The 13491-nt window shown below is 61.3% G+C and carries 15 protein-coding genes and 1 pseudogene; 5 read left to right on the top strand and 11 right to left on the bottom strand.

Features of this window, described 5'->3' with window-relative positions; all coding sequences use genetic code 11:
* Window positions 1-21 precede the first annotated feature (21 nt).
* On the top strand, window positions 22-855 hold the full coding sequence (locus tag N7573_RS04985) for a hypothetical protein (protein WP_024957532.1): 834 nt from the start codon (window positions 22-24) through the stop codon (window positions 853-855).
* On the opposite strand, the gene N7573_RS04990 is transcribed toward N7573_RS04985, so the two are convergent.
* The 3 genes from N7573_RS04990 to N7573_RS05000 all read right to left on the bottom strand — a co-directional run bounded on the left by N7573_RS04990 (window position 852) and on the right by N7573_RS05000 (window position 4331).
* The gene (locus N7573_RS04990) at window positions 852-3053 is read right to left on the bottom strand and encodes a fimbria/pilus outer membrane usher protein (protein WP_279911885.1); all 2202 of its coding nucleotides are present in this window, start codon (window positions 3051-3053) and stop codon (window positions 852-854) included. The genes N7573_RS04985 and N7573_RS04990 overlap by 4 nt on opposite strands.
* A gap of 9 nt (window positions 3054-3062) precedes the next feature.
* Window positions 3063-3719 carry a fimbria/pilus periplasmic chaperone gene (locus N7573_RS04995; RefSeq protein WP_157804558.1) on the bottom strand — a complete coding sequence of 219 codons (657 nt, stop codon included), beginning with the start codon at window positions 3717-3719 and terminating at the stop codon, window positions 3063-3065.
* Between the two features lie 114 nt (window positions 3720-3833).
* The gene (locus N7573_RS05000) at window positions 3834-4331 is read right to left on the bottom strand and encodes a spore coat U domain-containing protein (RefSeq protein ID WP_100442708.1); all 498 of its coding nucleotides are present in this window, start codon (window positions 4329-4331) and stop codon (window positions 3834-3836) included.
* 352 nt (window positions 4332-4683) lie between these two features.
* Between N7573_RS05000 and N7573_RS22300 the strand changes: the two are divergent.
* Both N7573_RS22300 and N7573_RS05005 read left to right on the top strand, forming a co-directional pair.
* Window positions 4684-4796: pseudogene (locus tag N7573_RS22300) on the top strand (hypothetical protein); the annotation flags it as partial.
* A gap of 17 nt (window positions 4797-4813) precedes the next feature.
* Window positions 4814-5764, top strand: coding sequence for a GIY-YIG nuclease family protein (locus N7573_RS05005; protein WP_279911884.1), 951 nt, complete (start codon window positions 4814-4816; stop codon window positions 5762-5764).
* Window positions 5765-6302: 538 nt separating this feature from the next.
* Here N7573_RS05005 and N7573_RS05010 read toward each other — a convergent pair.
* Window positions 6303-6815, bottom strand: a complete 513-nt coding sequence (locus tag N7573_RS05010) for an H-NS family nucleoid-associated regulatory protein (protein WP_197639583.1) — start codon at window positions 6813-6815, stop codon at window positions 6303-6305.
* Between the two features lie 364 nt (window positions 6816-7179).
* On the opposite strand from N7573_RS05010, the gene N7573_RS05015 reads away from it, so the two are divergent.
* Together N7573_RS05015 and N7573_RS05020 are read left to right on the top strand one after the other, a co-directional pair.
* Window positions 7180-8193 (top strand): nucleoid-associated protein, encoded by a 1014-nt coding sequence (locus tag N7573_RS05015; RefSeq protein ID WP_099595996.1) that lies wholly within the window; start codon window positions 7180-7182, stop codon window positions 8191-8193.
* A 1-nt stretch (window position 8194) separates the two neighbouring features.
* Complete coding sequence (locus tag N7573_RS05020; RefSeq protein ID WP_099595995.1) at window positions 8195-9379, top strand: hypothetical protein; 1185 nt, start codon at window positions 8195-8197, stop codon at window positions 9377-9379.
* A gap of 63 nt (window positions 9380-9442) precedes the next feature.
* On the opposite strand, the gene N7573_RS05025 is transcribed toward N7573_RS05020, so the two are convergent.
* The 7 genes from N7573_RS05025 to N7573_RS05055 form a co-directional block, all read right to left on the bottom strand.
* Window positions 9443-9937 (bottom strand): hypothetical protein, encoded by a 495-nt coding sequence (locus tag N7573_RS05025; RefSeq protein WP_279911883.1) that lies wholly within the window; start codon window positions 9935-9937, stop codon window positions 9443-9445.
* Window positions 9934-10977 carry a hypothetical protein gene (locus N7573_RS05030; RefSeq protein WP_279911881.1) on the bottom strand — a complete coding sequence of 348 codons (1044 nt, stop codon included), beginning with the start codon at window positions 10975-10977 and terminating at the stop codon, window positions 9934-9936. The genes N7573_RS05025 and N7573_RS05030 overlap by 4 nt, the downstream gene beginning before the upstream one ends.
* Window positions 10978-11045: 68 nt before the next feature.
* A complete protein-coding gene (locus tag N7573_RS05035; protein ID WP_180834179.1) occupies window positions 11046-11360 on the bottom strand; it encodes a hypothetical protein in 315 nt (104 codons plus the stop codon).
* Window positions 11357-11677 (bottom strand): hypothetical protein, encoded by a 321-nt coding sequence (locus N7573_RS05040; protein ID WP_180834178.1) that lies wholly within the window; start codon window positions 11675-11677, stop codon window positions 11357-11359. Before N7573_RS05040 ends, N7573_RS05035 begins: the two co-directional genes overlap by 4 nt.
* A gap of 232 nt (window positions 11678-11909) precedes the next feature.
* A complete protein-coding gene (locus N7573_RS05045; protein ID WP_279911880.1) occupies window positions 11910-12347 on the bottom strand; it encodes a class I SAM-dependent methyltransferase in 438 nt (145 codons plus the stop codon).
* 47 nt (window positions 12348-12394) lie between these two features.
* A complete protein-coding gene (locus N7573_RS05050) occupies window positions 12395-12868 on the bottom strand; it encodes a hypothetical protein (RefSeq protein ID WP_279911879.1) in 474 nt (157 codons plus the stop codon).
* A 101-nt stretch (window positions 12869-12969) separates the two neighbouring features.
* The gene (locus tag N7573_RS05055) at window positions 12970-13386 is read right to left on the bottom strand and encodes a hypothetical protein (RefSeq protein ID WP_279911878.1); all 417 of its coding nucleotides are present in this window, start codon (window positions 13384-13386) and stop codon (window positions 12970-12972) included.
* Between the last annotated feature and the right edge of the window lie 105 nt (window positions 13387-13491).

The raw sequence follows: 13491 nt of genomic DNA on the forward strand, positions 1-13491 counted from the left end.
CCAATCGAGTAACCTTTGGTTATGGCCCTTTACAACATCGCGGAACGTTTAAGCACGGCTAAAGAACTAATCAGCAGGGGCGATGACGCGTCATTGATCTACGCCGCGCTGGAACTACGATTCTGCCTGGAATCCGTGGCGTATCAGAACTTGGCTGCATATGGTGAAGACGTTTCCACCGAGCTTGCTCGCGAGTGGCGACCGGACCAGATCATCAAAATGCTGGCCGCCTTCGATCCGAACTCTGATCAAACGGCCAGCTTCTCCATCTCGGTAACGCCACCGCCCAAAGACCTCGATTTTGCCTCAAGTGACTTGAAGGCCGCTTTCAAGGACAAGGATTTCTTGCCGATCGGCGAGGCCAAGCGCATTCCTTGGGGCAAGTTTCGCAGTTACTACAACTCGTTGGGGAGCTTTCTCCATCTGCGCAAAGATCTGACGAACGCACGGCCGAAGATCGAAAGGCTCCGTGTTCTCATCGCTGAGCTGGAAGAGGTTGCGAGCTCGACGCTGATCGCTGCCAGCAAGGATCTCGCGACGGGCAAATGCGTCGACTGCGGCCATGTGCTCATTCTCGGCCCGGCCGAGCAAGCGGGGGACAAGCCCGTTTTCTGCCCGAACACCAAGTGCAACTCAAGCTATTTGGCCATCAAGGGGGACCCGGAGCGACGGGTGCAGAAGGTTGAAGCCCTGGGGCTGCGCTGCGAATGCGAGGCCATCGTTCCTATCTTGCCAGAGAGGCTTCTCAAGCCTGCGGTTTGCCCGGCTTGTGGGTCGACCGTTTGCGCAGTCATTGCTGCAAAGGCAAGGGTGCTAGGGGTGCCGCCCACTCGGGAGGGAGACCTGAGCGGCTAGTTGCACCTTAACTTCGCCACTTCGTCCACGCCCGGCAGCGGCGACGGCAACACGGCTTTGCACACGCCGGAAACCTCCACCGGCATCCCAGACTCGGGGTGTTCCAGGTAGAGCGCTCCATCGTAGCCGACCATGGCTTGCTCGTTCGGCGTGGACGCCACGGTGCCCGGCGCGATGTTGGCTCCGGTCAGAGTGAAGGCCCTGGCGTTCCGAGTCAGGAAGGGGAACGTCACCCGCACGCCACCCTGACGGGGGGCCACGGCTTGTTTCTCCGTCTCCCCGATCTCCACGCCCACGGGCAGATCTTTGTCTTTGAGGCTCACCGTGGTGGGCAGCAAGGAGGGAACGTCGGTCACCAAGACGCGGCCTTGCTTGTTGGTCCGGCCGACCGGCGCTCCGTTGACCCGAACCGGCAAGTCCGCCTGGCCAGGCACGTCCACGACCGCAAAGCTGGCGTAGGCGGGTCGCCCGAAGGCCACGCCGCGGTGGTCCAGGAACACGGAGCCGGAGAAGTTGGCCGCCACGGAGGTTTGCCCGTCGTAACGGTCCACCATGATCCGGGCGTCGCCGTAACGCGTCATGGCATCCGCCGTGGCCCGGGTGCTGCCCTGATCGCCCTCGGCGTGCTCTGCCGCCAAGCGAAGGCCGCCCTCGGTGCGGTAGGTCGCTCGGGTGGTCAGGGCATCCTGGCCTGGAGCTTGGCGGGCCCGAACGCCCACGCTGGCCTTGCTGCCGAAGCGGTAGGTGTAGCTGGCGGACACTTGAAGATCGTCGCCTTGGAGGTCTCGGAGCACGTTGGCGGACACTTGGCCTGCAGTGCCCAGGTTCGCGCTCACGCCCAAGGAAGCGAAGGCCAGGCTGGAGCGCCCCGTGTCGATGGCGCTGTAGATGCCACGCAAAGTGAAGCGGCGATCCGGGCGGTAGGAAACGCTGGCTTGGGTGCGCGAAGCGATGGGCAGCGCCGTCTCGCTCTGCAGTCGCCAGAAACCGTCGTTTTCTTCGTGTTCCAGCCGCAGGCCAAAGGTGGGCCCTCGGTAGTCGTAGGCAGCAGCCCAACGCGTCCCGCCGTCGCTTGAGCGCCCCACCTCCCCGTCGAGCACGCCCCAGGTGCCCGGGGCCCAGGTGGAACCCACGGTGACGTTGCCCTTGCCGTTCTCGTCCACCTGACCACCGGCTCGGATGGTCCAGCGGTCGTTGACGCCCTTGGCCCACGACGCGCTGACGCCGGCCGTGCCGTAGCGGTTTTCGTCTTCGCGGACTTGTCCGGCCGCGATTTCCCAAGCGGAGAGTCCAGGACGCAGCAGGGTTGGGGCCACGTAGAGCCGTGCAGTGGAAACGGCGGTTTCCCGGCCGTAGGCGTCACGCACCACTACATCCGTTTGGCTGGCCCCCAAGGCCACGTTTCGCCCGTCCACGGTGAAGGGGCCGGCGTTGACGTCCTGGCGCGTGATTTCGGCTTGGTTGGACAGGACCTTGACCTGCCCCGGATCCAACGCGATGCCCCCCAAGGTCGGGACGGGCCACGTCGGCGTGAGCGGATCCAGCGCTGCCGGGTCCTTCGCGAGGCGAATGCCGCCCAGCGCCACCGGGCCGATGCGGGGCGTGGCGTAGACATCGCCGGCTTGCCAAGTCCGTTGGCGCGGCAGGTCGTCTTTCTGCCAAGCGGTCATGCCGCGGCGCATGCCAAACCCGTTGGTGGATTGGTTGAGCTGCCCGGTGGTGGAGACCACGCCCCAACGCCCTCCGGTGCGCGCCTCCAGTGCCAAGGACGTCGCTTGTTGGCCGCCTGCAATCTGGGTGGCGAGGTTGTAGTTGACCAAGACGCCCCCGATGGCGGTCGACACCTGAGAAACCGGGGTGTCGCGCTGGGTAAGCTGCTGCGCCGGTTTGCGGTCAGCGGGAATGGTGAGCTGCACGGTGGCGTTCTCGGGGTTATAAGCCACGGTCACGCCCAAGGCTTGGTCGGTCAGGCCCTGACCTTCCTCGCCCGGGCGAAGGGTCACGCCGAGCTGCTGCCAGGTCGTGGATTCGGCCACCCAGGCCCCACTTTGCTGCCAGAGCAACACCGGGTCCTTGGCGGGCAGCCCGTTGGCCTGGATCGGCGCGGCCAGCACCGGCTCCACCCCGTCTGGAATGGCCGCGTGAGCGCTGCCGATGGACAGGGCCAGCGCGAGGCCCAGGACGCTTCCACGCCGCACGTGTCGCCCTCAGTTCACGGGGACGACGACGGGAGCCCCGTTGACCGTGATTGAGAGCGTGGACGCCTTGAGGCCAGGCTTGAGCTCCACGTGCTTGCTCTGCCCCGGCAATACCCATCCCAGCGCCCCTTCGCGCCATGCCGGCATGCCTTGAGGACCGACGGCGGTCAGGCGCGCGGCGGTCGAACCGGTGTTGGTCAGCAGAAGGCCGTTGGCGGTCAGGCGGGCCGTGAGCACCGGAGGACCGGCCTTGGCGTCTTCAAACCCCACCGGCAGGTTCTGGTGGATCAACAACTGCACCTGGCCCGCCGTGGACGGCTGGGGCAACTGGCGCAGCAGCACGCGGTAGTAGCCGGGCGTGCCGACGCCTTGGGTGCGGACCAACCGCACGGCCCGGCGTGACCCAGGCGGGATTTCGACAATGGACGGTGCCGCGATCACCGCCTTGGCGGGGCCGGTCACGTCCTGCCCGCTGGGATCTTGGGACCAGTCCAGCACCGTCACCTGAAAGCGCTCGGGGGTTTCCCCATGGTTTTCCAAGGTCACCGCTGCTGCCTTTTCTAAAGCCGGGGCCACGATGCTTGTGGGAAACAACGACACGTTGCCCGCCCAAGCAGGAGCGGTCCACAGCAAAAACAATGGAACCACCAACGAACGCTTCAACATCATTCCTCCAAACCGATCACATCCTTTGATCCAACCAAAACATTTAAAGTTGTCAACCCAACTTCAAAAGAAAACCCCCGAAACTTCGGGGGTTTGGTAGAAACCCTTTGAGGGTCAGTAAGTCAGGGTCACGGCGATGGTGTCGGAGAAGGTCCCGCCGGGCACCTTGTTCAAATCATAGAAGGCATAACCGATGCCGATCATCTGCTGCTCACCGGTTCCCACGCCCTCCCAAGCATCGGCCCCACTGCCCCACACTTGGCTGGCACCAGGATCTTTGAAGAGGCCGTAGGCGACGAAGTTTCCGGCACCATCCGACACGGCACGGTGATTGGGACGAGCAATCGCGGCACCGTAGTTCAACCCATCGCCGGGCACGATGCTGAAGGCGGTGCCCTGGTTGCAACGCACCAGCAACGCGCCGTTGGAATAGCCCTGCGTGCCGGACGCCAAGCCGTTGTATTCACCGCCGCCCAGCTGGGTCACGAGCAGGCTGCACTCGTTGTTCACGGTCGCAGAAATCATCAGGTCTTCGGTGACGTCAGCGGCGGACGCCGAAGTGGCAGAAAACGCGGCCATCAAGGCCAGAGAAAAAGAAAGGGTCTTGCGCATGAAAAATCCTCCTCGGATATTGGGGAAAAGGGATATGGCCCGGCTTGGGCTTACTTCACCAATACTCGATAAATCCATTTCCGCAAGGGGATCGGGCAACAAGATTTGCAGGGGCCAACGCAAAGCGCTTGCACCGAGGGCACGAGTGAGCTAAAAAGCAATCGCCGGTCGCAGAAGCGTCGGTGTTGTGCCCGCATAGCCAATAGGCTCCGGGTGCCCGAGGTCCACCCAATGGGGGCGCGGGAATCTTTTTTCGATTCCGGAGCCATCCATGACGACCAAACGCCGCAAATCCCTCCGCACGTCTGCCTTCCATGCCCAGTTCGGCCGCTGCTACTACTGCGGCCTGCCGATGTGGCTCGCAGCTCCTTCAGAGCTCGGGCTGAAGCCCAGCAAGGCTCGAGCCTTTCAATGCACCGCGGAGCACCTGGTCGCCCAGCAGGATGGGGGCCGAGACGTATCCGGGAATGTGGTGGCCGCGCATGCCCGATGCAACCAGTGCAGGCACAAGCGCACGGGACCAGCTCCTTCCCCTGAAGCGTTCCGGGCCTTGGTTCAGAAGCGGCTGGCAGTGGGAAGATGGTGGTCCAGACTGCCGCCAGGGATTGCACGTGCTGCTGTATGACCTCATCAAGCTATACGAACCTTCGTTTGATCCGGCTCGCACCAAGGTTCACTTGGCCCGGAACAACAAGATCGACGATCCGATCGATGTCTGGCTGGACGGCCGGTTTGACGATTGGCAATGCTGGCAGCGGCAGCGAAACTTTGACCGGGACCTGGTCTTGTCCCTCGTCCAAATCCCCAACACCTACCGCTGGATGTTCGCCGGCCTCTTCCGATCCGTGGGAAGCAGGCCCGATGTGGATGCCAACGGAACGCCCCACGTTGACTACACCTTGGAACGCATCGACAGCACACTGGCGTTAGAAGGACGCCTCTTCGTGACGGGGAAATACGTCAGCCGCACCTCCTATCTGAGAGGCGAGACCCTCTCAGGAGACATGGTGGTGCACGAACTTCTGGCAGAAAAGCTGGGAGACGGAGAGTTCCCTGGGTTCGGTCAAGTGGACATCGACAAAGATACCCTGGACCGCGTCGTTGCCAGCGGCAACAACTCTTGGCGTGCGGCTCTTTCCAGTGTCAAAGGCATCTATCTCTTAACGGACAGCAAGACCGGCCTGCTCTACGTCGGAAAAGCAGACGGCGACGCCGGCATCTGGGGACGCTGGTGCCAGTATTCGAGCACCGGGCACGGCTGGAACAAGGCCTTGGTCCAAGAGTTCGGCATCAAGGCCACAGATCGCCAGCGCGATCTCCGCTTCTCGATCCTCGAAGTCATGGACCGGCGCTCCCAAGAGAGCCAAATCGACAAGAGGGAGTCGCACTGGAAGCGGATCTTGATGTCCCGCAACGGCTACAACCGCAACTAGCAATGTTCAGCTGAGCCGCAGCGAACCGTCATGTTGTGATCGTAAGCGGCATGCCCGAGGCACGCCGTTCTGGGCACAGGACGCTCTTTCAGACAGGCAGGCGCTCGGCGATCCAATCCATCCATCCGGATTGTGCAGCCGTCGCATTGGCACTCAAGGCTCCACGCCCGGGGGCTGCCCCACGGCCGCGGCTCGCACCTCTTGAAGGCGCAGGGACAGCTTGCTGGCAGAGACCTTCCCTCCGCGACTGCCGCGCGCCTCGCGGACAATCGCCAGGGCCATGACCACGGCTTGGAGGAGATCCGATTTCGTCCGCCCCTGCTCGCTCCACTCGCCCGGAAGGGCGGCCAATGCAGCGACCGCGTCCTTCCCTGACAAGTATTGGACGCACGTCAAGGCGGACCAGTGAAGCCCAAACTCAGTGCGCAATCGCGTTCCCGCCTCCTCTTGCAAGAGCGTTCCGTCGGCCATGTCGAGCAACACGTGTGCAGCGGCCAACGCCTTGGCACGGGCATTTGCAGAGCCTTTGTCCACGGGATTAAGCAGCCGGCTTCGGCTTGGCCTTCTTGGCAGGTTTCCGAATCGGCTTTGCCTTCCCTGCCTTCTTGGCGACTTTCCCCACCCTCGCAGCTCCCTTAGACGCGGCCTTCTTCACCTTCCCAGCGGCGGGCGGGAACTTGGCCCCAGGGTTGGCTTGCGCCCACGCCTTGCCGTCGGCCGACTTGGCCCATGCCGTGAAAGCCTTGGGTGCCAGCCCTCGGCCTGCCCAAGTCTCTCCCGTCGGGAGTCGATACTTGGGGGCGACTTTGCCGAGCTTTCGGCCTTTCAGGGGCCCAGTAGAGGCTTTGGGGGCTCGCGCCGGCTTGACGTCGATGGCCTCGCCAATGAGCTTAGCAATCCGGCGACGCTGGGCAGCACTGAGAAGCTTCGCATACTTCTGAAGCACCGCGATGGCCTTAGGAACCTCACCGTCGCGTTTCTCCACCAACCGTTTTTGGGCTTCGAGTTGTTTGATTTCCGCGTTGATCGACTGAAGGGTGGTCAAGGCCAAGGCAAATACTCCGTTGAGGGCAAGCAAGGGTTATAGCCGATCGGCGGACCGAGGACCAAACTGCCTCGACGCGAATGATCGGCGCTTCCGAGGGTAGCATTGGGCCCTTTTCCCGAAGTGGGACAATACGCACCGCCCCACCCCGCTCGATCGGCACCCTACCCGGACAGGCGGACGGTCCACATTGACCAGCCAACCGATCTGGTAGCCGATATCTCGCCTAGTGAGACAGGTGGGCCTCACCATGCGCCAAAACATTGGCACAGTTCCGAAGAATCCATCCAAGCCACGATCTGTGTAGCATATTGCATAGGCCCTTCTAGTCGGCCGCACTTCTATCTCAAGGAATGAACAGGGGGAATCGATGGAAATCCTGAATGCGGTAGCACACAAGGTGAACAAGGACAGAGGCGTTAAGGGAGCGAGCCTTGGTGAGGCCAAGGGGGAGCTCGCAAGGACGGACGAGCTTAACTCGTTGATGCTCACCCTCCTCGACAGCTACAACAATCGCAGCTCCAGATTTGCCGGATCATTTGAGGAGGATGAGGACAACTACCGTTTCAGCGTCCATCTCAGAGACCACTTGGATGGAAAGACAACCTTCATCGAGTTCTCGATTCATGCAGGCCGTCGATTGGTTGTCTCGATGAACGACGTCATCTTTGCTGGCGGCGGCTACATGCTGATGCTTCGATATACACATCAGCAGAGAGACATGCTGATGGTTGCGAAGTTGAACCCTCAGTCCGGAGCCATCTTTTCTGACGACCTCGACAAGGTCGTGCGGGCGCCATATCTGAACTTGGATCGCCTCCAAGTCGCCGCCCGAATCGATTTGGCAGCTTGGCTTGCTGGCGGAGAACGCTACCTCAGCTTTGTGTTAAAGAAGAACAAAGACGAGGGCCCGTCCGACTACTTCCAAGATTTCGTGGGCTGCAAAGTCGATCAAGACTCAAAAGTAGAATCAAAGAAGCTTGTGCTGGTTGTGAAAGATTTCGCAAGCAGCTTGGTGGATGCCGGGGCAATGCCAGCCGGCGACGTGCCCGACCTCCAGCGTCGAGCATTTGATTACGTTGAGGGCCTGAGGAAAAGCGAATCGCCTCGGCTAGATGACTTCGAGGGGTTGGCCAATGCAATCTGGCCCGATGAGCCTGCTGCGTTCGTTCACTTCCTCAACGGCCATGAAAGCGCCCCATCGGCAGGATTTCTTCCCGATGCCACGTCCATCAAGGCACTGTCCGATATCAACTACAAGAGCAAGGAGCTTTCACTCAAGATGACCTACTCCTTCAAGCAGGAGCACGTCCATCTTGACGGAACGACTGTTGTTATCAAGCACGCCCCTGAAAAACTGATCCAGGAACTCAACGAGTCCTGACATGCCAGCATTCGATTCAATCGTCGGCCTATGCCGTTTGAGCCGCACCTGCCAGATCGCAGGTGCCAACTTGATCGTGCGAACCGAGTCATCTGCTGAAGTGTCGGCCCTTATCGACGCCATCGAGGCAGGCGGGCGGCGCGTCGCCACGGTCTTTGAAGGGAAGGAGCGCCCGTCAGGGGTTGCGGGCATTGAACATGGATCTGAGATTGAACTTGTAGTGCACGGTGTTTCGAAGGCTGGCGAGGTCGTCGCGCAGAATACTGGTGCTCTGCTTTCATACAACATGGGGCGGTTCCAGGTCGAAGCACCGGAAACCTTCTATTTGCTCCAAGAGGACTATGCGCTCGGCGAGGCCCAAGTCCCCAGCCTTGTTGCCGCCTACTTGCGTTGTATTGAGTTCGCGGAAATCCTCAAGCGGGTGGCCGATGACTTCCGCGCGGGCATCGGCGGCCCAGGCACAGCCATCATTCTCACTGGCCGCAAGTTGAGCATCCCGCTCACCTACAGCCAGTGGCTCCTCGATGATGTTCCTTCGGCAGAGGACTTATCGCAATCACGTCACGCGATTTTTGATGACCACCTCAAGATTGGTCGGCTCGACGCGATCAAGCGTGTTCTCGTCAGGTTTTTATTCAATGTCCCCACCGAGCAGCGCTTCGAAGTTCTACTGCGATCGTGGGGCGAGATCATGCAGGCGTTCCTGTCAGACTTCGACATCTATGCCTCTGGGTTCAACTTCGACAAGGCAAGAGAGGAGTTTGAGCGCCGGAAGCTCGATTTCGTCGTCAAGATGAATGCTGCAAGCTCCGACGCCATGACCAAGCTCATAGCCATTCCGGTGGGGCAAGGCTTGCTTGCGAGCCAGATGAAGACGGATGCGGCTTACACCGTAGTTAACCACGCCCTTCTCACTGCGTCCTTTGTATTTCTTCTAGTTGCTGCAATGCTGGTTGCCGCTCACGTTCTGACACTTCGCCAGGTGGGCTTTGAACTGAAAGCCGAATCGGAGATGCTGCGGCAACGCGCACTGCCCACCTACAACCAGCTGCGCCCAATGATCGAGCAACTGCAAACGCGGCTTCGTTTCCATCAATGGGGAGTTCCCATCGTCATGTCGATCCTTTTGCTCGTCACCACCGGCATGACGCTTATTGCCTACTCGGAACTGACGGCGACCACCTGAGCCTACTGGACGCAGTAAAGGTCACTGGCCGACTCGAAAATACTGGCTCCAGCCTTGTCATGTTCACTGTTCACATCTAGGCGAAGCGATCCCGGCCAAGTTGCAGTAGCGGTAGACAGCTGAACTGCTTATCCCAAGCTCCCGCGCCAACTGAGCCCGGCTGACCACCTTCAACCGAGTCCGAACCTGGTCCAGGCCCAGCCCCCGCAAGGTGCGGTGCTCCGGCCCTTTCAGGACACGCCCCAAGCGAAGGGCTCGGCGGTCCAAGCCGATGGTGGCCGGCGACACGCCCAAGCGCTGGGCCACCTCGACCGAGGTCAGCCCGGCTCGGACCAGCCGCTGCACCTGCTGGCGACGCTCAGCGAGCTCGCGGGCTTGGCGGTCCCGGAACGCCTGCCGTCCGGAGCCCGCCAGGCGGTGCCGCCGGACAAAGCGGTTCACGGCTTGGTGGGTGACGCCCAGGCGTTGGGCCAAGGCGCGCTGAGTCACCCCTTCGTCCAGCAAGGATTGAACCTGGGCCGGGGAGCGGCCGCCGAGGAAGCCTTTGCGTGGAATCATGATGGAGTGGCCTGACGACGTCGCCCATCGCGCGGCGCTTTGAGACCCGCTCTTTTCATGTAAACAGATATAGACGACGCGCTGACCCCCAGATGCAGAGCCACAGCGTTGGCCGTCTGGAATCGGGCGAGCAGGATCTCGACCTCTGCTCGACTCAAGCCCGAGAGGGTCATTTTCTCCGCCGGTTTACGCATGCCCGGAAGCTTCAGCGGTTTGCGGTCGGTCGATGGTGTAGTGGCCTGGCGGCATCGCCCGTCCCGTGGCGCTTTGAGGCCGGCTCTCTTCATGTAAGAGGACACATGCGCCCCACTAGTTCCGAGATGCAACGCCACTGCCTTGATGGTCTGGAATCGAGCAAGAAGGGCCTCGATCTCTGCTCGACTCAAGCCCAAGAGGGTCATTTTCTCTGCCGGCAGACGCACAGGCGGCAGCTTCAGCGCTTTGCGGTCGGCCGTTATGCACGCGTATGGCACGGCCAACTGTTGCGCCATTTCAGACACCGATAGGCCGGCCTCGCTCAACCGGCGCACCTCTTTGCGCCGAGCCAGAACAACCGCCTTCTTTCCGTTTTGCGGCATGTCCAGTTCGTATTTCTTGCAAAACAGGCTAACCGCTTGCTGCGTGACGCCGATCCGAGCCGCCACACGGGTGCGGGTGCCCAGTTCGTGGAGCAGGCTCAGCACTTCCTCAACCGAGTGCCCTGCAATGCTCCTCGGTTGTCGTTGGCAGACCGGCAACCGCAGTCCAAGGGCTTGAGCATCTTTCTGCAAGGTGTAAACAGCCACCCCGAGGAACCTTGCGATGTCCTTTCGTGCCATGCCGGCCTGAATGCAGGCGCGGACCGCATAGCGGCGTTGGCTCACATAAGCCCGGTAGCGCTCCGAGGGCATGGCATCCGCAGGATCCACACGCTGAGCGTGCTCGATTTGCTCCGCTTCGCCGTGTGCGTTGCGGTGCGCGGTCAGGGCGTCGTCCACGTCCTTGCTGAAAGGCGTGTTGCGTTGGGCTGCGTCGTAGATGGCCCGGATGTCTGCGGGCATCGGCAACAGCTCGATGCCATCCGGCCCGGGAAGAACGTCTGGGGCAAACAAGGTGGACGGCTCGCGTGTCATCGGCCCACCCAGTAGCCCAGTCCCGCGCTAAGCAAGGTGGCCGCGTATAGAGCGGCGTCCTCAGCGCTGGAAATGTTGAGGGCCATTATCACCGCCACGAATGCAAGCGTGAGGACGCAGCCCGTGAAGATCCCCCCATAAATGGCGAAACCAATGTAAAGCGACGCGCTCCGCTCGCCGCTCCGGATGAAGGTCAGCGATTGCTTCACCGTCGGGTAAGTCAGCGCGGCCACAAAAGAGGTAACCGCCGCCGAGCAAAGAAACACTGCAAAGACCAGAATGGAAAGGAAAAGCATCGTCAACGCACTCATCCGCGCGACCTCCCCTTGCTCCAGAAAAAGGCCAGCAGGCAGAGCACCGCGACCGTGCCGAGTGCAAACAGGCCTCCCCCGGTGGCGACCTGGTGCCAGATGCTGAAGGTGGCTTGGGCCAAGAACGCGCTGATAACCACCATCCCAACCCCAAACAACGCGCCATGAATCATGAAGCGGCCGTGCGTGCGAGCGTCTCGGTCACCGCCCCTCACCCGTTGCCAAGCTGCCTTGGCGTCGCCAAAGCGCTTGAACGTCCAGAACGGAATCAGGACCATGAGGCCAAGCAGGGTCAGCAGAAAGATCACGCTCACCATCGGCGGCCTCCCGGGTGACTTCTGAGAGGGCGCGCTTGGAAGGTGAGAGGTTGGCCCCACTGGCTGGGCTTGAGATTCCACGCCATTGGCAGGTGGTGCAGCTCGTGAGGTTGCGCAGGGGAGCAGTCCATGCCATCCAGGATTTGGAGCGCAAAGGGAAGCGCACGGAGTTCCTCGGCCAAAGAGTCCATACCGTCCCAGACAAAGGCCCCAGCCGAAATAGATATAGCCATCAGCGCTGCCCCTTCATAAAGCAGATCCAGTGCGTCGCTGCACGCTTGCCGCTGGGGTGACCGAACAGGGGCTTCTCATCCGTCAGTGCCAAGATTTCGCTGACCTTGATCTGGGTTTCGTTCCACTTGAAGATCAGCACCCCCGAAGGCTCCAGCACGCGAAAGCATTCGGCGAACCCGGCTCGCAGGTCTTCGCGCCAAGTGCTGGGGTTGAGGCAGCCATACTTGGCGCGCATCCAGCTTTGCTCCCCCGCTTTGCGCAAGTGAGGCGGATCGAACACGACCAGCTTGAAGCGCCCGTCCGGGAATGGCAGGGCTCGAAAGTCCATGCCCTGGTCCGGGCGAACTTCCAGGTGCCGGCCGTCGCACAGTGTGTGTTCCTCGGAACGGATGTCGCCGTAAATGGCGCGCTCGTCGGCTCGGTCGAACCAAAACATGCGGCTACCGCAACACGGGTCTAGCACTGCTTGAGTCGAGCCATCCATCAGCGCTGCCCCTCAATCGGCACAACGCGGGTCTTGCTGCCCCTACCCGTCAAGAACACCTTGTCACCGGCGCGGATCGGCAGGTCATCGGCCTGAACAATGGCAATGACTTTTCCGCTCTCCAGATCGCGGACATACACCTCCACGCCCCGGCGCTTGCGAAAACCGTTTTGAACGGCCGTGCCGGCGACGCCCCCAATCACCCCACCCGCCACCTTGGCGGCGCTGCGGTAATCGCCTTTAACCTCGCGAGCGGCCCCATAACCCACGGCCGCGCCGATGGCGCTGCCGGCGTTAACCTTCTTGTCCGATTGGAGGACGACCTCGCGGACCATGAGCACCTCGCCCAGACGGGCGTTCTGAACACTCAAGGTTTCACTGGTGCCGTAACGACGGGCGGAACTGTTGTCCGCAGCGGAGGCCGTCAAGGGGAGCAGGCCGGCAAGGGCCAGAGAAAGAACCAAAACGCGCATGAGGCCTCCTTTTCCGAATGGGTTGCACTACCCATAACAAAAGGTTTGGTTTGCGCAAGGGGATCGGGAAAAGAAAAAGGCGGCTTTCGCCGCCTTTGTCGTTACTTACAGGGATGCGCTTCCGAAATATCCGACGCGACGGCATCCCACCCAACACCGCGAACACAAATGGCCGGCGATGAAAGCCGTGGCTGGTCGCCAGCCCGCACGATCAACCGGGTGGTTCGGCCGAGAACGTCAGCGGTCACGGCCAACGAACGGCCGTCGCTCCAAGGACGGTCGACGGAGCCTTCGAGCTGAACCTTTCTTTCTTGAACCTTCTCCCAAGGGATGCCCCCGGCATTGAGAAGGCTGGGGAAATCATCCAGGGTCGCGTCCTTGGGCAGGTCTACCTCGCCCAACAGAATCACCGCAGTGGGCGCAGCTTCTCTTTCAAGTGCAGCGACGCTGGGTTGACTGGAACACCCCGCAGAGAGCAACAACGCACCGGCGATGGCCGACAAACAAAGATTACGCATACATCTTCCTTTTTTGTGTAGGTAGAAATACCCATAACAAAGAAAAGAAGATGCGCAAGGGGATATGGAAAAGAAAAAGGCGGCTTTCGCCACCCTTTCCCTTGG

Source organism: Stenotrophomonas sp. GD04054 (genome assembly GCF_029836955.1).
Taxonomy (GTDB): Bacteria; Pseudomonadota; Gammaproteobacteria; order Xanthomonadales; family Xanthomonadaceae; genus Stenotrophomonas; species Stenotrophomonas maltophilia_A.

Excerpts from the sequence above, each read along its gene's own strand:
- N7573_RS04985 (WP_024957532.1), top strand. The coding sequence starts at position 22 with ATGGCCCTTTACAACATCGCGGAACGTTTAAGCACGGCTAAAGAACTA.
- N7573_RS04995 (WP_157804558.1), bottom strand. The coding sequence starts at position 3,719 with ATGTTGAAGCGTTCGTTGGTGGTTCCATTGTTTTTGCTGTGGACCGCT.
- N7573_RS05000 (WP_100442708.1), bottom strand. The coding sequence starts at position 4,331 with ATGCGCAAGACCCTTTCTTTTTCTCTGGCCTTGATGGCCGCGTTTTCT.
- N7573_RS05005 (WP_279911884.1), top strand. The coding sequence starts at position 4,814 with ATGCCCGATGCAACCAGTGCAGGCACAAGCGCACGGGACCAGCTCCTT.
- N7573_RS05015 (WP_099595996.1), top strand. The coding sequence starts at position 7,180 with ATGGAAATCCTGAATGCGGTAGCACACAAGGTGAACAAGGACAGAGGC.
- N7573_RS05020 (WP_099595995.1), top strand. The coding sequence starts at position 8,195 with ATGCCAGCATTCGATTCAATCGTCGGCCTATGCCGTTTGAGCCGCACC.
- N7573_RS05025 (WP_279911883.1), bottom strand. The coding sequence starts at position 9,937 with ATGATTCCACGCAAAGGCTTCCTCGGCGGCCGCTCCCCGGCCCAGGTT.
- N7573_RS05030 (WP_279911881.1), bottom strand. The coding sequence starts at position 10,977 with ATGCCCGCAGACATCCGGGCCATCTACGACGCAGCCCAACGCAACACG.
- N7573_RS05035 (WP_180834179.1), bottom strand. The coding sequence starts at position 11,360 with ATGAGTGCGTTGACGATGCTTTTCCTTTCCATTCTGGTCTTTGCAGTG.
- N7573_RS05040 (WP_180834178.1), bottom strand. The coding sequence starts at position 11,677 with ATGGTGAGCGTGATCTTTCTGCTGACCCTGCTTGGCCTCATGGTCCTG.
- N7573_RS05045 (WP_279911880.1), bottom strand. The coding sequence starts at position 12,347 with ATGTTTTGGTTCGACCGAGCCGACGAGCGCGCCATTTACGGCGACATC.
- N7573_RS05050 (WP_279911879.1), bottom strand. The coding sequence starts at position 12,868 with ATGCGCGTTTTGGTTCTTTCTCTGGCCCTTGCCGGCCTGCTCCCCTTG.
- N7573_RS05055 (WP_279911878.1), bottom strand. The coding sequence starts at position 13,386 with ATGCGTAATCTTTGTTTGTCGGCCATCGCCGGTGCGTTGTTGCTCTCT.